This is a genomic window from Mesorhizobium sp. AA22 (genome assembly GCF_001672375.2).
GTDB classification, from domain to species: domain Bacteria; phylum Pseudomonadota; class Alphaproteobacteria; order Rhizobiales; family Rhizobiaceae; genus Mesorhizobium; species Mesorhizobium wenxiniae.
In genome coordinates this window covers 4,720,770-4,739,814 of sequence record NZ_CP048406.1, presented here as the reverse complement: position 1 = coordinate 4,739,814, position 19,045 = coordinate 4,720,770, and the positions used below count along the sequence as shown (strand labels likewise).

At 63.6% G+C, this 19,045-nt stretch carries 19 protein-coding genes and 1 pseudogene; 17 read left to right on the top strand and 3 right to left on the bottom strand.

Annotated elements, in window-relative coordinates; all coding sequences use genetic code 11:
* Positions 1 to 51: 51 nt before the first annotated feature.
* Positions 52 to 2,091, bottom strand: a complete 2,040-nt coding sequence (locus A9K68_RS22920) for a lytic transglycosylase domain-containing protein (RefSeq protein WP_065009852.1) — start codon at positions 2,089 to 2,091, stop codon at positions 52 to 54.
* A gap of 332 nt (positions 2,092 to 2,423) precedes the next feature.
* On the opposite strand from A9K68_RS22920, the gene dapA reads away from it, so the two are divergent.
* From dapA to A9K68_RS22905, 3 genes are read left to right on the top strand one after another with little or no spacing between them, the layout of a single operon-like run.
* Complete coding sequence (gene dapA / locus A9K68_RS22915; protein WP_065009853.1) at positions 2,424 to 3,305, top strand: 4-hydroxy-tetrahydrodipicolinate synthase; 882 nt, start codon at positions 2,424 to 2,426, stop codon at positions 3,303 to 3,305.
* A gap of 25 nt (positions 3,306 to 3,330) precedes the next feature.
* Complete coding sequence (smpB, locus tag A9K68_RS22910) at positions 3,331 to 3,810, top strand: SsrA-binding protein SmpB (RefSeq protein ID WP_006202221.1); 480 nt, start codon at positions 3,331 to 3,333, stop codon at positions 3,808 to 3,810.
* 28 nt (positions 3,811 to 3,838) lie between these two features.
* Positions 3,839 to 4,582 carry a GH25 family lysozyme gene (locus A9K68_RS22905; protein ID WP_065009811.1) on the top strand — a complete coding sequence of 248 codons (744 nt, stop codon included), beginning with the start codon at positions 3,839 to 3,841 and terminating at the stop codon, positions 4,580 to 4,582.
* Here the strand turns inward: A9K68_RS22905 and A9K68_RS22900 are convergent.
* Together A9K68_RS22900 and A9K68_RS22895 are read right to left on the bottom strand one after the other, a co-directional pair.
* The gene (locus A9K68_RS22900; protein WP_246811214.1) at positions 4,473 to 5,213 is read right to left on the bottom strand and encodes a uracil-DNA glycosylase; all 741 of its coding nucleotides are present in this window, start codon (positions 5,211 to 5,213) and stop codon (positions 4,473 to 4,475) included. The two genes, A9K68_RS22905 and A9K68_RS22900, sit on opposite strands and share 110 nt — an antisense overlap.
* 11 nt (positions 5,214 to 5,224) lie before the next feature.
* A complete protein-coding gene (locus tag A9K68_RS22895; protein ID WP_029354483.1) occupies positions 5,225 to 5,806 on the bottom strand; it encodes an NYN domain-containing protein in 582 nt (193 codons plus the stop codon).
* Positions 5,807 to 6,135: 329 nt separating this feature from the next.
* Between A9K68_RS22895 and rpoZ the strand changes: the two genes are divergently transcribed.
* The 14 genes and pseudogenes from rpoZ to A9K68_RS22825 all read left to right on the top strand — a co-directional run bounded on the left by rpoZ (position 6,136) and on the right by A9K68_RS22825 (position 19,035).
* Positions 6,136 to 6,537 (top strand): DNA-directed RNA polymerase subunit omega, encoded by a 402-nt coding sequence (gene rpoZ / locus A9K68_RS22890; RefSeq protein WP_029354482.1) that lies wholly within the window; start codon positions 6,136 to 6,138, stop codon positions 6,535 to 6,537.
* Positions 6,538 to 6,648: 111 nt separating this feature from the next.
* A complete protein-coding gene (locus A9K68_RS22885) occupies positions 6,649 to 8,877 on the top strand; it encodes a bifunctional (p)ppGpp synthetase/guanosine-3',5'-bis(diphosphate) 3'-pyrophosphohydrolase (RefSeq protein WP_065009812.1) in 2,229 nt (742 codons plus the stop codon).
* 32 nt (positions 8,878 to 8,909) lie between these two features.
* Positions 8,910 to 9,488, top strand: coding sequence for an orotate phosphoribosyltransferase (gene pyrE / locus A9K68_RS22880; RefSeq protein ID WP_065009854.1), 579 nt, complete (start codon positions 8,910 to 8,912; stop codon positions 9,486 to 9,488).
* A 72-nt stretch (positions 9,489 to 9,560) separates the two neighbouring features.
* Complete coding sequence (locus A9K68_RS22875; protein WP_065009813.1) at positions 9,561 to 9,941, top strand: VOC family protein; 381 nt, start codon at positions 9,561 to 9,563, stop codon at positions 9,939 to 9,941.
* Positions 9,942 to 10,197: 256 nt separating this feature from the next.
* A pseudogene (locus A9K68_RS31860) lies at positions 10,198 to 10,287 on the top strand (DUF2062 domain-containing protein); the annotation flags it as partial.
* 44 nt (positions 10,288 to 10,331) lie between these two features.
* On the top strand, positions 10,332 to 10,745 hold the full coding sequence (gene acpS / locus A9K68_RS22865; RefSeq protein WP_029354476.1) for a holo-ACP synthase: 414 nt from the start codon (positions 10,332 to 10,334) through the stop codon (positions 10,743 to 10,745).
* Positions 10,746 to 10,822: 77 nt separating this feature from the next.
* Complete coding sequence (lepB, locus tag A9K68_RS22860; protein ID WP_065009855.1) at positions 10,823 to 11,572, top strand: signal peptidase I; 750 nt, start codon at positions 10,823 to 10,825, stop codon at positions 11,570 to 11,572.
* A 4-nt stretch (positions 11,573 to 11,576) separates the two neighbouring features.
* Positions 11,577 to 12,302: a ribonuclease III gene (gene rnc, locus A9K68_RS22855; protein WP_029354472.1), complete on the top strand. Its 726-nt coding sequence runs from the start codon at positions 11,577 to 11,579 to the stop codon at positions 12,300 to 12,302.
* Positions 12,299 to 13,231: a GTPase Era gene (era, locus tag A9K68_RS22850; protein ID WP_065009814.1), complete on the top strand. Its 933-nt coding sequence runs from the start codon at positions 12,299 to 12,301 to the stop codon at positions 13,229 to 13,231. The genes rnc and era overlap by 4 nt, the downstream gene beginning before the upstream one ends.
* Positions 13,232 to 13,365: 134 nt before the next feature.
* On the top strand, positions 13,366 to 14,142 hold the full coding sequence (gene recO / locus A9K68_RS22845) for a DNA repair protein RecO (protein ID WP_065009815.1): 777 nt from the start codon (positions 13,366 to 13,368) through the stop codon (positions 14,140 to 14,142).
* Positions 14,143 to 14,232: 90 nt separating this feature from the next.
* Complete coding sequence (locus A9K68_RS22840) at positions 14,233 to 14,655, top strand: PaaI family thioesterase (protein ID WP_246811213.1); 423 nt, start codon at positions 14,233 to 14,235, stop codon at positions 14,653 to 14,655.
* A gap of 165 nt (positions 14,656 to 14,820) precedes the next feature.
* Entirely contained in the window at positions 14,821 to 17,574 is a 2,754-nt protein-coding gene (locus A9K68_RS22835) for a DUF2339 domain-containing protein (protein ID WP_065009816.1), read from the top strand.
* A gap of 154 nt (positions 17,575 to 17,728) precedes the next feature.
* The gene (locus tag A9K68_RS22830; RefSeq protein WP_065009856.1) at positions 17,729 to 18,247 is read left to right on the top strand and encodes an RNA polymerase sigma factor; all 519 of its coding nucleotides are present in this window, start codon (positions 17,729 to 17,731) and stop codon (positions 18,245 to 18,247) included.
* Complete coding sequence (locus tag A9K68_RS22825; protein ID WP_065009817.1) at positions 18,244 to 19,035, top strand: anti-sigma factor; 792 nt, start codon at positions 18,244 to 18,246, stop codon at positions 19,033 to 19,035. Before A9K68_RS22830 ends, A9K68_RS22825 begins: the two co-directional genes overlap by 4 nt.
* Positions 19,036 to 19,045: the final 10 nt, after the last annotated feature.

Here is a 19,045-nt window from a genome sequence, read left to right as displayed (position 1 = left end):
AGATTGGCCGTCATCGACGCATTCGCCAATCTCGAACGCCGTCGACGCTCCTCAACTCAGCCCGTTCACCAAATCTCCAACGATATCGTACTTGCCGGAAATGCGCATCTTGTAGACTTCGTAATTCTCCATCACGCGCTGGACGTAACTTCTTGTTTCCGTATAAGGAATCCGCTCGATCCAGTCGACTACTGAGTCGATGTCCTTGCCGCGCGGATCGCCAAATCTAGCCACCCACTGGGCGGCGCGGTTGGGGCCGGCATTGTAGCCGGCGAAGGTCAGTACATAGGAACCGTCGAAGCGGCCGAGCTGCTCGCCGAGGAAGGCGGCGCCCAGCGTCGCATTGTAGCCGGCGTCGGTGGTCAGCCGCGCCTGCGAGAACGTCATCCCGGCCTTCTTCGCCAATTGCCTGGCGGTCCCCGGCATCAGCTGCAGCAGCCCGCGCGCGCCGGCGCTGGAGACGGCGCCGATATTGAATTCACTTTCCTGGCGAGCGATCGCATAGGCCAGCGCCTTGCCGGAGCCGGAAATGTTGGCGGTGGCGGGAATGACGCCGAGCGGGTGCGACAGCGCGCCGACATCGATGCCGCGCGCGCCGGCGATCTTGCCGATTTTCAGCGCCAGGAAATGGTTGCCCTGCTTTTCCGCCATAGCGGCGAGCAACGCCAGCTCTCCGGGACTGGTCAACTGCCCGGCGAGGTCGCGGTAAAGCGTGTCGGCGTAGCGCTCATAGCCCGCCTCCTGCAGCCGCTTGATGGCGCTGACCGCCTCGCGATTGGCGAAATTCCGCTGATCGGCGGCGCTCGGCTGCGGATGGGCGATGTTGAGGACCTGCCGGCCGACGCGCTCGCCGGCGAGCTGGCCGTAGAAGGTCGTGCCGTAACCAGCGGCACGGGTGAAATTATCCTTCGCACTGCCGGGACCGCCGGCTTCGGCCGCACGGCCGAGCCAGTAATAGGCGCGCGACAGCGAGATCGGCCCCTGGGCGAGATCGGCGATCCGCGCGAAATGCCTGGCAGCGGTGTTGGGCTCGTTGAGGCCGCGCAGCGCGTACCAGCCGGCATGAAACTCCGCATCCGCCGCGTTCGCAGCACTTTCGGCGGCGTGTGCTGCGACTATTTTGTAGGCGGTCTTCATGTCGCCCTGGTCGACCAGTTCGCGCGACAGCACCCGGCGCTCGGCCCACCAGGCATCCGGATCGATCAGTGCGCTGCGGTCGCTCGGCGCCTTCATCATCACTGCGGCGGCGTCGGAAAACTTCTGCTGCTTGCGTAGATATTGGGCTTGCGCGAAGAAATAGCCGGCCGAACGCTGCGCAGCGGGCACCGCCTTCAGCAGTTTGGCCGCTTTCTTGTCACCCCTGTCCGCCGCTGCCCAGGCATCGGCCAGCTGTTGGGCGCCGGCAAGGCCGGCGACGCGCAGCGCGGAATTGACCCGGTCGGCATAGAACATGCGCTCCATGCGAAAGCTGTGGTCGGCAGCGGCGATGAGCTTGCCGAATTCCCAGATGATCGCCGCTTCGTCCTTGGCTTCCAGTTTCTCAGTGCGCCAGAAAGGCGACAGCACCGAGCGCGCTGCTTCGACGTTGCCCTGCGACACATAGGAGCGGGCGAGGATCACCACGCCCTCGACTGTTTGTGGCTGGCTGCCGCCGAAAGCCTTCACCACGGTCTCAGGCGCGGGATTTTCGCGATAGAGCGCACGCTCGCTGTTCTTGCGCAAGGCGATCAAGCCCGGCCAGTTCGGCAGCATTTTCGCAGCATCGGCGATGTCGCCGCTTGGCACCTTGTCGCCGCCGTAGAGTGCGATCGCCCAGGCAAGGATGTGCCGGTCGAGCGAATTGACCGGCAGGGTTTCGCGCGCTTGAAGCGCACCGGCAATGTCGTTTGCCGCCAGCGCATCGAGGCCGCTTTTCAGCCTGGCGACACTGACGGATGGAGATCCCGTATCGTGCAGGCCCGTATCCTGCAGGTTTGGTATCGGTATGGCCGACGTGACCTGCACATCGATCTTGCCCGCGGCCACAAGGCTCGGCGTCAGCAGGAGAATTGCGCCAAGCAGCGCAAAAAAATGAGGCTGCCTGGTCGGCATGGTCTTCATCATTTCCTGTCTACACATTACCAACAGGCACAGATCAACCGAAGCCTAGTTGGCTGTGATGAAGAGCCCGTAAACAACGCTATCGAGGCCTTTCAAATTGCGCTTGCTGGCATTACCACCATGCTTGCCGCGCAACAGTGTCGAGACTATGGTGCGCCGCTTCGCTTTCGGCTAGAAGGCGCGCACGACAAAACACCTACAGCGCCGTGCGTCGTCTCAGACGCGCAAAGGACGCTGTAGCACTTTAAATTTGGCGCATGATCCCCCGCGAAAATCGACTCCGATTTTCGGGGTCATGCGCTAGTCCCAGGGAGTTGGACGACATGCTGAGAGGCTCGCTTACCGCGCTCGTGACACCGTTCGAAAAGAGCGGCCGTTTCGACGAGAAAGCCTTTCGCGCTCTCGTTGCCTGGCAGATCGCCGAAGGCACGAGCGGTCTGGTTCCGGTCGGCACCACCGGCGAGTCGCCGACGCTGTCGCATGACGAGCACCGCCACGTAGTCAAAGTGTGCATCGAGGTCGCCAAGGGCCGCGCTCCGGTCGTCGCCGGCGCCGGCTCCAACAACACCGAGGAGGCGGTTGGCCTGGTGCAATATGCCGAGAAGGCGGGCGCCGACGCTGCACTCGTCGTCACGCCTTACTACAACAAGCCGACGCAGCGCGGTCTCTACGCCCATTTCGCCGCGGTCGCCAAGGCGACCAGCCTGCCGATCATCATCTACAATATTCCGCCGCGCTCGGTGATCGACATGACGCCCGAGACGATGGGCGAGCTGGTGCGTGACTTCAGGAACATCATCGGCGTCAAGGATGCCACCGGCAAGGTCGAGCGGGTTTCCGAGCAGCGCGCGACCTGCGGCAAGGATTTCATCCAGCTTTCCGGCGAGGATGCCTCGGCGCTCGGCTTCAACGCCCATGGCGGCGTCGGCTGCATCTCGGTGACGGCGAATGTCGCGCCGCGGCTGTGCGCCGAATTCCAGGAGGCGACGCTTTCCGGTGAGAACGCCAAGGCGCTGGACTTGCAGGACCGGTTGCTGCCGCTGCACAAGGCGATTTTCCTGGAGCCCGGCGTGTCCGGCGCGAAATATGCGCTGTCGAAGCTCGGCAAGGTCGAGAACGTGCTGCGTTCACCGCTGGTCACCGTCGAGCAGTCGACCGCCGAGAAGATCGATGCGGCCATGAAGCACGCCGGCTTGATTAATTAGGGATGAGGCGCCACCTCTCCGCATCATGAATCAAGTCAGAAAAGCCGATCCCAACAACAAGACCGTTGCGGAAAACCGCAAGGCGCGGTTTTCCTATGAGGTGCTCGACACGATCGAGGCCGGCCTGGTGCTGACCGGCACCGAGGTGAAATCGCTGCGCCAGGGCCAGGCCAACATCCAGGACTCTTACGCCTCGGTCGAGGGCGGTGAGATCTGGCTGATCAACTCCTATCTGCCGGAATATCTGCAAGCCAACCGCTTCAACCACGAGCCGCGCCGGCGCCGCAAACTCCTGCTCAACAAGCGCGAGATGGCCAAGCTGTCGCAGAGTGTCGATCGCGAAGGCATGACGCTGGTGCCGCTAAAAATCTATTTCAACGACCAGGGCCGGGCCAAGCTGCTGCTTGCCGTTGGTCGCGGCAAGAAACTGCACGACAAGCGCGAAACCGAAAAGCAGCGCGACTGGTCGCGCGAGAAGGGCCGGCTGCTGAAGGAGCGTGGGTAGGCTGGGAGCCACTCTTTTGAAGGACCGGATGAAGAACCGGATCGTCCTTTGGGGTGCGGCCAGCCTGATCCTGGCGTGCCTCGTCGCGGCCGGCGGCTATTTCTACCTCCGTCCGTTTTCTCCGGATCGCGGAAAGTATCCGGTCAGGGGCATCGACGTTTCCCATCACCAGCGGCAGATCGACTGGCAGCGTGTTGCCGCCGACGATGTTGCCTTCGCCGTCATCAAGGCAACCGAGGGCGGCGACCACGTCGATGATGCCTTCGACGCCAATCTGCGCGAGGCCCGCGCGGCTGGTTTGGCAGTCGGTGCCTATCATTTCTTCACCTTCTGCAGGCCTGGCGCCGATCAGGCGAAGAATTTCATCTCCGTCGTGCCGCGCGATCAACCGCTGCTGCCGCCGGTGGTGGATATCGAATTCGTCGGCAATTGTCCGCGGCGGCCATCGCCCGAAGAATTGAATGTCGAACTCTCGGCTTTCCTCGGCCCTGTCGAGGCAGCTTTCGGCAAAACGGCGATCCTCTATGTGACCGACGAGGCCGCACGGGCCTACGCCGGCCAGATCGTCGGTCGCCCGCACTGGGTTCGTTCACTGGCGCTGTGGCCAGGTCATGACGGCTGGATCTATTGGCAGTACCACGACAGCGGTCGCGTCGACGGCGTCAGCGGCGATGTCGATCTGAATGTCCTTCAGGGCGGGCAGGAGAAGTTGGCCGAGCTGTTTGCGCCTCCGCCCGAATCCAGCTTTCGAGAAACGCCGCTATATCCCTGAAGACGTTGACAAACATCGCTTCCGTGAGCACGCCGGTGTTGGTGTTGTAGCGCGAGCAGTGATAGCTGGAAAATAGCGTCACGCCATTGGTTTGCTGCTGCCCGCCATGCTTGAACGGATAAGCAGCAACACGTTGGCCGAGCGCCCGCACCGTCGACTGGTGCGCGATCGAGCCCAGCGCCAGCACGGCGCGCAGGTTCTTGAACCGCGCGATCGTCGGCACCAGGAACGTCCGGCAGGTGGCAATCTCGGCGCCGACCGGCTTGTTGTCCGGCGGCACGCAGCGCACCGCATTGGTGATCGCCGTGCCGACAAGCTCCAGCCCGTCATCGGGCCGCGCCTTGAATTGGCCGCGCGCAAAGCCGTGCGCGATCAGCGTGTTGTAGAGGAGGTCGCCGGCATAGTCGCCGGTAAAGGGACGTCCGGTGCGGTTTGCACCGCGCAGGCCCGGCGCCAGTCCCACGATCAGCAGCCGCACCGCATCCTCGCCCTCGGGCGGAAGGAACGTCGGCACCGGCGCATTGAACCAGGACGGCTCGCGCTGCCGCCATTGCGCGATAAAATCGTGCAGCCGGGGGCAGAGCGGGCAGTTGCGATCGGGCTCGGGGGAGGCGACCAAGGGGGCGGTCAAGATCCCCGCCGTCAAAAATCGTCCTCGTCGACTTCAGCAGGCTCGGGCCGGCGCACCGGCCGCTCGGAGGGATCACGGCCGACTTCGTTCTTCAGCGTCATCAGATCGATGAAATGGTCGGCCTGGCGGCGCAGGTCGTCGGAGATCATCGGCGGCTGCGATGCCATGGTCGAGACGATCGACACCTTGCGCCCGCGCCGCTGCAGCGCCTCGACCAGTGTGCGGAAATCGCCGTCGCCGGAAAAGATGACATAGTGATCGACGACATCGGCAAGTTCCAACGCATCGACGGTCAATTCGATGTCCATATTGCCCTTAATCTTGCGGCGGCCGGTCGAGTCGGTGAATTCCTTGGCCGGCTTTGTTACTACCTTGAAACCGTTGTAATCCAGCCAGTCGATCAGCGGCCGGATCGAGGAGTATTCCTGATCCTCGACCAGCGCGGTGTAGTAGTATGCACGCAGCAGGTAGCCGCGTTTCTGGAAGCTCGACAAAAGCCTGCGGTAGTCGATATCGAAGCCGAGCGCGCGCGACGTGGCGTAAAGATTGGCACCGTCGATGAAAAGAGCGATTTTTTCACGAGGGTCGAACATGGAAATATTCCTTTTCGAAAATAAGCGGTCGTCTTAATGCGCGTGACTATCGGTCGGCTTGAAATAACCGGCTGACCTTCGTCATTCGAGATAACGCCGGTTTTACGGCAATCCAAGGGTATGATGCTGTATAGCAAGCAATTGTGATCGGTGCCGTATCGTCGCAGGCGGCGCCACCAGAGTCGCCTTGGCCCGGCCTTAGTCCGCCCCTGACCTGGCCCCGGACTTGGCCCCAGACCTGAGATTGCCAAAAAGCTTGTATTTTGGCGGCGTCCGGGTTATGGACCGCGCCTGTTTTCCATCAAATCCAGGCATGAAAGGGGCAGCTCATGGCCCGCGTAACCGTTGAAGATTGCATCGACAAGGTCGACAACCGCTTCGAGCTCGTGCTTCTGGCCGGCCATCGCGCCCGTCAGATCAGCCAGGGCGCGCAGATCACCGTCCCTCGTGACAACGACAAGAATCCGGTCATCGCGCTGCGCGAGATCGCCGAGGAGACATTGTCGCCCGACGACCTCAAGGAAGATCTGATCCACTCGCTGCAGAAGCATGTCGAGGTCGACGAGCCGGAAGCCGATGGCGAGGCGATCGCCGACCAGACCGGTACCGCCGCTGCGGCAACCGATGCCGACGACACCGAGGACAACATCACCTTCGACCGCATGACCGAGGAAGATCTCCTGGCCGGCATCGAAGGTCTGGTGCCGCCGGAAAAAAGCGACGACTATTGATCTTCGCAACGGCTGCCGACACTTTCGCGTCGGCGGTTTCGTGGTTATCTATGACATGCGCCGTACGCCAGTGCGGCGCATGATTCGTTTCAGCACTGCGAGATCCCGCCCATGATGCGTCAGTATGAGCTTGTCGAGCGCGTCCAGCGCTACAAGCCTGACGTCAACGAGGCGCTGCTCAACAAGGCCTATGTCTACGCCATGCAGAAGCATGGTCACCAGAAGCGCGCCTCCGGCGATCCCTATTTCTCGCATCCGCTCGAAGTCGCCGCCATCCTCACCGAAATGCACATGGATGAGGCGACCATCGCGGTTGCCCTGCTGCACGACACGATCGAGGACACCACGGCGACCAGGGCCGAGATCGACGAGCTGTTCGGTCCGGAAATGGGCAAGTTGGTCGAAGGCTTGACCAAGCTGAAGAAACTCGACCTCGTCTCCAAGAAGGCCGAGCAGGCGGAAAACCTGCGCAAGCTCTTGCTGGCGATCTCGGAAGACGTTCGCGTGCTGCTGGTCAAGCTCGCCGACCGCTTGCACAACATGCGCACTCTCGACCATGTGCCCGAAGCCAAGCGCCTGCGCATCGCCGAGGAAACGATGGATATCTATGCGCCGCTTGCCGGGCGCATGGGCATGCAAGGCATGCGCGAGGAGCTCGAGGAGATCGCCTTCCGCTTCATCAATCCGGAAGCCTACCGCGCCGTCACCGCGCGGCTCGCCGAAATCTTCGAACGCAACAAGGATGTGCTGTCCGAGATCGAAAGGGCGCTGTCCACGCTGTTCGAGAAATATGCGATCAAGGCCGAGGTCAAGAGCCGCCAGAAGAAGCCGTGGTCTGTGTTCCGCAAGATGGAGGCCAAGGCGCTGTCCTTCGAGCAGCTATCCGACATTTTCGGCTTTCGCGTCGTCGTCGATACCGTCGAGGACTGCTACCGGGCGCTCGGCGCCATCCACTCGACATGGTCGATGGTGCCAGGCCGCTTCAAGGACTACATCTCGACTCCGAAGCAGAACGACTACCGTTCGATCCACACCACCATCGTCGGACCGTCGCGCCAGCGCGTCGAGTTGCAGATCCGCACCTATCAGATGAACAAGATTGCCGAATATGGCGTTGCCGCGCATTCGATCTACAAGGACAGCGGCGGCAAGATGAACGGCACTGCCCACGCGATCTCGAAGGAGACCAACGCCTATGCCTGGCTGCGGCGCACCATCGAGCAGCTTGCCGAAGGCGACAATCCCGAGGACTTCCTCGAAAACACCAAGCTGGAGCTGTTCCAGGACCAGGTGTTCTGCTTCACGCCCAAAGGCATGCTGATCGCGCTGCCGCGCGGCGCCACGCCGATCGACTTCGCCTACGCCGTGCACACCGATGTCGGCGACACCTGCGTCGGCGCCAAGGTCAACGGTCGCATCATGCCGCTGATGACCGAGCTGAAGAATGGCGATGAAGTCGAGATCATCCGCTCCAAAGCGCAGGTGCCCCCGGCGGCGTGGGAGTCGGTCGTCGTCACCGGCAAGGCGCGCTCGGCGATCCGCCGCGCCACCAAGAATGCCATCCGCAAGCAGTATTCGGGTCTCGGTATCCGCATACTGGAACGCGCCTTCGAACGATCCGGAAAGATCTTTACCAAGGAGAGCCTGAAGTCGGTGCTGCATCGGCTGGCGCGCAAGGACATCGAGGATGTGCTGGCCTCTGTCGGCCGCGGCGAACTTGCCTCCACCGATGTCATGAAGGCGGTGTTTCCCGACTACAAGGACGAGCGCGTCACGCTGGCCGCGCCCAAGCAGCGCGAGGAGGGCTGGTCGAAGATCCGCAACGCCGCCGGCATGCTGTTCCAGATTCCGGGCCGCGCGGCACGCAAGGACAAGGACCAGCCAAAGGACGGCGCCGTGCCGATCCGCGGCGTCCGCGGCGACCTGCCGGTGCGCTTCGCGCCGGAAGGTGCTGTCCCCGGCGACCGCATCGTCGGCATCGTGCAGCCGGGAACCGGCATCACCATCTATCCGATCCAGTCGCCGGCGCTGCAGGCTTTCGACGACCAGCCCGAACGCTGGATCGACGTGCGCTGGGACATAGACGAGCGCACCAAGGAGCGGTTTCCGGCGCGAGTCTCGGTCACCGCCATCAACGCGCCGGGTTCACTGGCCGACATCGCGCAGGTCGTTGCATCCAACGACGCCAATATCCATACATTGTCGATGGTGCGCACCGCGCCCGATTTCACCGAAATGCTGATCGATCTCGAAGTCTGGGACCTGAAGCACCTGAACCGGCTGCTGTCGCAGCTCAAGGACAATTCGAGCGTCAGCGATGCGCGACGCGTGAACGGCTAGAAATCATCAGCGTGCTGGAGAACAAGGCAGAGATGAACACCGACGAAGTGCTGGGCATTTTCCGTGAAGCCGGTGCCGTTCTCGAAGGGCATTTCATCCTGACGTCGGGCTTGCGAAGCCCGGTCTTCCTGCAGAAGGCGCGGGTCTTCATGCATGCCGACAAGACCGAGCGCCTGTGCAAGGCACTGGCCGAGAAGATCCGCGCTGCTGTGTCCGGCAGGATCGATTATGTCGTCGGTCCGGCGATCGGCGGGCTGATCCCGGCCTACGAGACCTCGCGCCATCTTGGCGCGCCGGCGATCTGGGTCGAGCGGGAAGGGGGCGAGTTCAGGCTCCGCCGCTTCGAGATCGCCAAGGGTTCGCGCGTCGTCATCGTCGAGGACATCGTCACCACCGGCCTGTCGATCCGCGAGACCGTTGACTGCCTGCGCGGGCTTGGCGCCGAGGTCGTTGCCGCTGCCTGCATCATCGACCGCTCGGCCGGCAAGACGGATGTCGGCGTGCCGCTGATCGCGCTCGCCGAATACGAGGTTCCGGCCTACCCAGCCGACAGGCTGCCGCCCGAGCTCGCCGCCATACCGGCCATCAAACCTGGCAGCCGCAATATCTGATGGATCGCCCAAAAGTGCGCAGCGGTATTGGGACAACGACATGCATAAAACAACGTTTACTGAGGCGCAGCCGTGATTGCAGGCATCGATCATTTCGTGCTGACGGTTCGCTCCGTCGAAGACACCTGCGCCTTCTATCAGCGCGTGCTCGGCTTCAGGCGCCTCGACGAGCCGGACCGGCCGACGGCGCTGCTGTTTGGAACGCAAAAGATCAATGTGCATGACGTCGGGCGCACCTTCGAGCCCAAGGCCAAGGCGCCGACTCCGGGCTCCGCGGATTTCTGCCTGGTCGCCGCTCGTCCGCTCTCGGAGATATGCGCCAGCCTGGCGGCCAACGGCGTTGGCGTTGAAGTCGGGCCGGTCGAGCGGATCGGCGCCCGTGGCCCGATGATGTCGGTCTATTTCCGCGACCCGGACGGCAATCTCGTCGAGGTCAGCGAGTATGGGCCGTAGATAGCTGGTTGCTGCCGATTCTGCGGCGAACTCTCCTCATCAAATCCGTCGCGATTACACTGTGGCCGGAGTGGCGAAACGCCGGTCCCGCAGGCGACAGCAGCGGACGGCATGCAGCTGCGGTTGTTCTGCGGCCAGCGTATCGCTATATCAAGGTCGTTGTTGCCTTTCGACGGCCGCAAAGCGCAATATGTAGCTGTCGCGCCCGGCCCGGGATGGTCGGAGCGGCAGCTTTGGATATCAGGACAGGAACAGAGTGCTTTTTCGACGCCGCAAGCCTGACGGTTTTCTCGAGCGGATGCGTATCTATCTGTGGCCACGCCGCTCTTTCTCGCGCTCGCTGCGTCTGGCGGACAGAGCTGGAACCGCCGGACGGGAAGTTCCCGCCGAATGATCATTGGCATCGGCAGCGACCTGATCGATATCAGACGCATCGAAAAATCGCTGGAGCGCCATGGCCAGCGCTTCATCCAGCGCATCTACACCGAGGTCGAACAGGCCCGCTCCGAAAACCGCGGCGCCCGCGCCGCCTCCTATGCCAAGCGCTTCGCCGCCAAGGAAGCCTGCGCCAAGGCGCTGGGCACCGGTATGGCGCAAGGGGTGTTCTGGCGCGACATGGGCGTCGTCAACCTGGCCAGCGGCAAGCCGACCATAGCGTTGACCGGCGGGGCGGCGGCGCAGCTGGACAAAATCCTGCCTGAAGGCCACAGAGCGGCGATCCACCTCACCATCACCGACGATTTTCCGCTTGCTCAAGCCTTTGTGATCATCGAGGCGTTGCCCGTCGAAGAAGCGCCATATTGATTGCATCTGACCACCGGCATGACGTTGCCCAGCGCGCGCCGAGACTCTATACCAACCAACGCATAATCGAGGACGACATGAGCGTGGCTGAAAAATCTCAGAAGAAATCCGGCGGGCTTGGCGAAACCGTCAGCGTCATCGTCCAGGCGCTTTTGCTCGCTCTGGTCATCCGCACGCTCCTTTTTCAGCCATTCTCTATCCCGTCAGGGTCGATGCGGCCAACCTTGCTCGAAGGCGACTACCTCTTCGTCACCAAGTGGTCCTATGGCTTCTCGCGCTATTCGCTGCCGTTCGGGCCGGACCTCTTTTCGGGCCGCATCTGGGGCGCCGAGCCGAAGCGCGGCGACGTGGCGGTGTTCAAGTTCCCGCCGGACCCCTCCGTCGACTACATCAAGCGCGTCGTCGGCCTGCCGGGTGACAAGATCCAGGTCAAGGATGGCCAGCTCTTCATCAACGGCGTCGGCGTGCCGCGCCAGAAGGTCGGGCAGATCGACAATCGCGACATCACCGAGAAGAGCGGGCCGGTCGACGTCTATCGCGAGACATTGCCGAACGGTGTCAGCTATGACACGCTCGACCTGATACCCAACTCGATCGGTGACAACACCCAGGAATTCGACGTGCCGCCCGGCCACTATTTCATGATGGGCGATAACAGAGACAATTCCTCGGACAGCCGCTTCACCGTCGGTTTCGTGCCCGACGACAATCTCGTTGGCCGCGCCAACCTCATCTTCTTCTCGATCGGTGGCAGCGCCAGTCCGCTCGAAATCTGGAAATGGCCGTCGCTGATGCGCGCGTCGCGCCTGCTCCATTTCGTCAATTAGGATCATGGCGGCGACAAAACGGCTGACCATCGACGCGCTCGCCGAAGCGCTCATGCAGCGCACCGGCCACGCCTTTGCCGACCGCCAGCGCCTGCAGCGCGCGCTGACCCATGCCAGCGCCCGCAGCAGCCATGCCGGCATCGACTATGAGCGTTTCGAATTCCTGGGCGACCGCGTCCTCGGCCTGGTCGTCGCCGACATGCTTCTGGCGGCGTATCCGGACGCTGCCGAAGGTGAGCTGTCGCTCCGGCTCAACGCGCTGGTCAATGCCGAGGTGCTGGCGGAGATCGCCGAGGAGATCGGCCTGCCGGAGCTGATCCGTGCCGGTTCGGACGTACGCGGCCTGGACGGGCGCAAGCGCGTCAATCTGCGGGCTGATGCGCTGGAATCGCTGATCGCCGTGCTCTATCTCGACGGCGGGCTGGAGGCGGCCCGCGCATTCATCCACAAATACTGGCGGCCGCGCTCGCAGGCCATCGGTGCCGCCCGCCGCGATGCCAAGACCGAACTGCAGGAATGGGCGCATCAGGCCGCAGGCGCCGTGCCGGTCTACATAATTGACAGCCGCGAGGGACCGGACCACGATCCGCTGTTCACCGTCAGCGTCAAAGTCGGCGCCTTTCCGCCGGCGACCGGCAGCGGGCGCTCCAAGCGCGAGGCCGAGCAAGCCGCCGCTACTGCACTGCTGTTGCGCGAAGGCGTCTGGCTAAGCAAGGGGAGCGCGGCATGACCGCCACCGAAGACGTTCCGCCGGCAGCAGAAGCCACCACCACACACTCTGGCTTCGTCGCGTTGATCGGCGCGCCCAATGCGGGAAAATCGACGCTGGTCAACCAACTGGTCGGCGCCAAGGTGTCGATCGTCACCCACAAGGTGCAGACGACGCGCGCCATCGTGCGCGGCATTGCCATCCACAATAACGCACAGATCGTCTTCGTCGACACGCCGGGCATCTTCAAGCCGAAGCGGCGGTTGGACACGGCGATGGTGACGACCGCCTGGGGCGGCGCCAAGGACGCCGACATCGTGCTGTTGCTGATCGACGCCGAGCGCGGCATCAGGGGCGACGCCGACGCGATCCTCGAACGGCTGAAGGATGTCCGCCAGCCGATGGTGCTGATCCTCAACAAGGTCGACCGGGTCAAGCCCGAGGCGCTGCTGGCTCTGTCGGCGGCAGCCAACGAAAAAGTGCCCTTCAAGCGCACTTTCATGGTCTCGGCGCTAACCGGGTCGGGCTGCAAGGACCTGCTCGACTATCTCTCGGAAACCCTGCCTGCCGGCCCCTGGTATTACCCGGAAGACCAGATCTCCGACCTGCCGATGCGTCAGCTGGCGGCCGAGATCACTCGCGAAAAGCTCTATCTCAGGCTGCATCAGGAACTGCCCTATTCCTCCCATATCGAGACCGAGAAATGGGAGGAGAAGAAGGACGGCTCGGTGCGCATCGACCAGACCATCTATGTCGAGCGTGACAGCCAGAAGAAGATCGTGCTCGGCCACAAGGGCGAGACGATCCGTGCCATCGGCCAGGCGGCACGCATGGAGATATCCGGTATCCTCGAACAGAAGGTGCATCTTTTCCTGTTCGTCAAGGTGCGCCAGAACTGGGGCGACGACCCCGAACGCTATCGCGAGATGGGGCTGGAGTTTCCATATTAACGTCACTATCGACACAGCTCTCCTGAGCCGGTTGGACGCCACGCAATTTCCCTGCCGAGTGCTTGCCGATCACCAGCGCGCGGCCCAAAAACCCAATCTTGATTTCGCCATCGAAGCGGTGACAAGCTTCGTTGATGGAATGGCGCGACGAGGGAATCATTCTCGGCACCCGCAAGCATGGCGAAACCAGCGCCATTCTTGAGGTCATGACTCGTGCGCATGGCCGCCACCTCGGCCTTGTGCGCGGCGGCCGCTCGCGCAAGCAGCAGCCCGTTCTGCAGCCCGGCAACCGTGTCGACCTGTTGTGGCGGGCGCGGCTCGACGAACATCTTGGCACCTTTCAGGCCGAAGCGATCGAGATGAACGCCGCCCGGCTCATGGACAGCGCCGTCGCCATCTATGGGCTGCAAACCATGGCTGCGCATCTGCGCCTGCTGCCCGAGCGCGACGCTCATGGCGGCCTCTACGAGACGTTGGCCGTGATGATCGCCCACCTCGACGATACGGACGCCGCCGGCGAGCTGGTGGCGCGCTTCGAGTTGCTGATTCTCGACGAACTCGGCTTCGGCCTCGATCTCAGCCAGTGTGCTGCGACCGGCGCCAGGCAGGACCTTGCCTATGTCTCGCCGAAATCCGGGCGCGCCGTGTCACGCGCCGCAGGCGCGCCATGGCGCGACAAGATGCTGGTGCTCCCCGCATTCCTGCAGCGCGGCTCCGGGCTGCGCGCCGATCCGGCGGCGATCGAGGATGCCTTCCGGCTGACCGGCTTCTTTTTTACCCGCCATGTCTACGAGCCGCGCGGGATCGAGGCGCCCGGTGCCCGCGCCGGCTTCCTCGCCGCCGTGCGCAAGCACCACGCGGCGGGCAAGGAGTTTGGCGCCGAGACCGCCGCCGGAGAAAACATTACATGAGCGAAGTGGAACTCTATCCCGGCCGGGTCTCGCGGCTCGGCCTCGGCACCATTCCGCACGGCGACATCTCTCAGATATACCGGCCTGGAGTTGCTCCAGCGCATCATCGACAACAAATACCCGGCGCCGCCGATTTCGTTCCAGCTCAGTTTCGACCTGACCGAAGTGTCGGAAGGACGCGCGGTGTTCCGCGGCCTGCCGAACGAGCGCTATCTCAATCCGCTGGGTGGGTGCATGGCGGCTGGGCCGCGACGCTGCTGGATTCGGCTCCTGCCTGCGCGGTGCAAACGCTGCTCGACAAGGGCGAGGCCTATACGACGGCGGAGTTCAGGTGAACCTGACACGGCCGATCACGCGAAGACCGGCGAGGTGGTGTGCGAGGGCAGGGTGGTGCACAAGGGCCGCACATTGGCGGTTTCGGAAGCAACGCTGAAGGATGCCAACGGCAAGCTGCTGGCTTTCGGCACCGAAACGTGCTCGATCTTTCCAGCCGCCAATCTGGCGGCGCGCTGACTGCCGCATGACCCCGAAAATCGAATAGATTTTCGGAAAGGATCATGCGGAAAATTAAGGCGCTACAGTGTCCTTTGCGCGTCCGAAAGGACGCGCGGCGCTGTAGTGTGGCCGTCTGGCCGCCGTATTTGTCAGTAACTACTGGCTTGGTTTGGGGGAACCGCCATGTTCGAAAGCCTGATCGGCCTAGTCGCGATCATCGCGCTATTTGTCATTATCTCGCGCCAGCAGAGCCGCATCGGCCTGATCGAGCGCGAACTTGGTGCGCTGCGCAGCCTCGTGCTTTCGGGCGCGCATGTGGCCCCGCCGCAGGCCAAGCCGGTAGAACCGGCCGCAAACGACAGCAAGCCAGCAGACGCGGCAGTTGGGGCCGTGACCGATATTGTCCCGTCATCGGCGGGCGAGGCTGAGGAAAAGCCGTCCACAGAGGTTGAGGCCGCGGAGATTGCATCCGGACCGTGGGCTGCGGGCGGAGTGGCGACGGCTGGATCTGCACCAGCGCAACCGGCCGCCGTGACGGCGAAAGCGACGCAAAAACCCGACATCGAAACGGCGCTCGGCACCCGATGGGCGGTCTGGGTCGGCGGCATCGCGCTGGCGCTGGGCGGCCTGTTCCTGATCCGCTACACCATCGAGGCCGGCATTTTCGGTCCCGGCGTGCGGCTGAGCATGGCAGCAATGCTCGGGCTGGTGCTGGTCGCCGTTGGCGAGTTCATCCGCCGCACCGGCTTCAGGGTGCCGGTGCAGGGCGTCGCCGGCGCCTATATTCCGGCGATCCTGACGGCGGCCGGTGCTTTCATCCTGTTCGGCACGGTTTATGCCGCGCATGGCGTTTACGGCTTCATCGGGCCGGCGCTCGCCTTCACGCTGCTCGGCGCCATCGGTGTGGCGACCATCGCGGCCGCCCTCGTCCACGGCCAGGCGCTGGCCGGCATCGGCCTGCTCGGCGCGGTGGTGACGCCGATGCTGGTCGCCTCGCAGGCGCCGAATCCTTGGGCGCTGTTCGGCTATTTGGCGATCGTGCTCGCCGCCACCGGCGTCATCGCCCGCCTGCGCGACTGGAAATTGCTGATGGCGGCAGCGTTCGTCGGCACCGGCCTCTGGACCATTCTTTACATGACTGATGCGCCGGGCACGAACCTGCCTGTCATCCTCTTCATCAATGCGGTGACCCTGGCCGTGCTCGCCTTCGTCTGGCTCGGCCGTCGCGGTGGCGAAGCAGAGCCCGCCAGGGGCTTCGACTGGCCGTCCATCGCACCTGGCTTCTTCGTCGGCCTTTCGGCGATGGCGCTGTTCGTCGACCCGGCATTCGCTGCCGGCGATGCTCTGCCGGGAGCAGCCCTTATCGCAGCCCTGGTCGCGATAGCGCTCTACCGGCCGCTGGCGCTGGCGCTCCTGCACGCCGCAGGGCTGGCGACGGTGCTGGTCTATCTCGGCATCATTCCGCCAACCTCCGTCGCTTCAGATTTTTCAGGTGGCGCTCTCGGCGTCGATGGTCTGCCGGCGACTGTGTCCGACACGCTGATGCTCAGGATCGGCATTTTTCTCGGACTTGTGTTCATCGGAGCCGGCTTCTGGACAGCGCGCAAATTTGCCGCATCGGCTCACATCCGCGCCGCCTCATGGGCGGCATGGGGCGTTATCGCGCCGCTGGTCATTCTGTTGGCGCTCTGGTTCACTTTCGGCAATCTCGACCGCGATCTTGTCTACGCGGCCTTTGCAGCCCTTCTGGTCGTGGTCTTCGCCGCCGGCGGCGAGTGGATCGCGCGCGGTGAGGAGCCGCCGCTAAGGGGCGGTGCTGCCGTCTCGTTCGCGCTTGGTGGGGCAGCAGTCGCCACCTTGCTAATGATCTACATGGCTTTCGGGTCCGGCTGGACCACCATCCTGCTGGGTGCCGCGGCCGTCGTGCCGGCGCTGGCCACCCGCTGGCGCGCCTATCCGGTGCTCGGCTGGATTTCGGTCGGTGCGGTCATTGCCGTACTCGGCCGCGTCGCCTTCGATCCGACAATCGTCGGCGCCGAATTCCTGTCGACGACGCCGGTATTCAACTGGCTGATGCCGGGATACGGCGTTCCGGCGCTCGCCTTTGGCTTTGCAGCGTGGCAGCTCGCCCGCACCACCAATGGCCGGCCGCGCCTCGCCATGGAAGCGGGCGCTGCGCTATTTGCGCTGCTCACGATTGCCATATTGGTGCGCCACGCCATGCATGGCGGCGTCATCGACACGGGTGCTGCGACACTCGCCGAACAGGCGATCTACACGCTGATCGCCATCGGCGCCGGCGCGATCCTGGTCGCCATCGACATGCGCTCGCCAAGCTCGGTGCTGCGCTATGGTTCGCTTGCCGCGGGTGTTGTCTCGGTCGCCTTCATCGTCATCCAGCATTTCCTGGCGCTGAACCCGCTGTTTACGGACGAATCGACCGGCGAGATCCCGGTGTTCAACCTTTTGTTTCTCGCCTATCTCTTGCCGGCCGTGGCTGCTGGGGGGCTCGCGCTCTATGCCAGAGACAAGCGGCCGAAATGGTATGCCGCGATGCTGGCGCTGGTGGCGGCACTGCTCGCTTTCGTCTATGCGACGCTGTCGGTGAGGCGGCTGTTCAAGGGCGAGTTCATCGGCCTGTGGAGCGGCCTTGGCCAGCTTGAAACCTACACCTATTCCGCGCTGTGGCTGATCATTGGTGTGGCGCTGCTTACCGCCGGCGTCTGGCTCAAGTCGCAGGTGCTGCGCATCGCGTCGGCCGCGCTGATCTCGGTCGCCGTGTTGAAGGTCTTCCTCTTCGACATGTCGGAACTGGAAGGCGTGCTGAGGGCGCTGTCCTTCATCGGCCTCGGCGCGGTGCTGATCGGCATCGGCCTGTTCTATCAGCGGCTGTTGACAAGAGCGGCGAGGGAAAAGCTTCAGACGAGCAATAGCTAACAGTTTTCAATTAAACCGGGAATAAATCGCCCGCCGGCCGCGTTATCTTGTTGCTTGGGTGACCAGGGCGGCGGACCGCTTCGCGCTGGCCGCTTGCGCAGCGCCGCGAAGGCGCGTTCAATCGGATGAACAAGGCACCTCAGAACCAGCGGTCATGGACGAAAAGAAGGCAGCAATCCTGGGCGAAATACCGCGCCTGCGCCGATATGCGCGCTCGCTGCTGCGTGACCGCGATTCCGCCGACGATCTCGTTCAGGACTGTCTCGAGCGGGCGCTTGTGCGGCTCGACAACTGGCAGACTGGAGAAAGCCCCAGGAGGTGGTTGTTTACGATCATGCATCATTTATTCATCGACCAGATGCGCAAGGTGAACCGGCGTGGCGAAGCCGCGATGCTGCCGCTGGAAGCGGGCGAAGCGCAGGCAGCACCCGCCGAGCAAGTGGAGAGCATCGCCTCGCGCGAGATTATCGACGCATTGCAGGCGATCAGCCCCGACCGGCGCGCGGCACTGGTCATGGTCGCCATCGAAGGCTTTTCCTATGCCGAGGCCGCGACCATCCTCGGCGTGCCGGCCGGCACGCTGATGTCGCGCATCGCGCGCGGGCGTGATGAGTTGCGCGGCCTGCTGGATGACGCCGCGCGCCGCCGGGCGATAAGGATCGTCGAGAAATGACCCGGCGCGATTTTTCCGAACGCGACATCCACATGGCGCTCGACAGCGAGTTGCCGGGCGACGAGCGCGTGGCGTATGACGCCTGGCTCGATGCCAATCCTGAATTGAAGGCGAGAAGCGCCCGCTACGTCGCCGACCGCGCAGCCCTTCGTGCCGCTTTCGCCGGCGTGCTCGACGAGCCGGTGCCGGCGCGGTTGCAAAAGATCGTGTTCGGCGAGGCGCAGGTCAAGACGGCGGCATCGCGCTCGCGCTGGTGGTTGGCGGCTGCGGCTGCGGCGGCGGTGGCCATCGGCGGTGTTGGTGGTTATGTCGCCGGCATCGACCATCTCGGTCTGGAAGAGCCGGCCGAGGACCAGCTCGCCGAGCAGGCGATCGCAGCCCATGTCATCTATGCCGCCGAGCAGCGGCATGCGGTGGAAGTGCCCGCCAGCGACAAGGATCATCTGCAGACCTGGCTGTCCAATAGGGTCGGCCTGAAGCTGGTCGCACCGGATCTGGTGGCGGAAGGGTTCCAACTCGTCGGCGGCCGGCTGCTGCCTGCTGGCGAGAGCAAGGCTGCGATGCTGCTTTATGAGGACGACAAGGGCGAGCGCATCTCGCTGTTCGTCACGGCTGAATCGGCCGAGAAGGCCAAGGGCACCTATGGGTCGGAAGAGAACGGCCCCGAAGCCGTCTACTGGCTGGACAAGGGCTATGGCTGCGCCGTCGTCGGCTCGCTGCCGCGCGCGCAGCTGACTGCGGTGGCCAAAATCGCCTACAGCCAGCTTCTGGCCGGGATGGCCAGCTGAGCTGCGCCTG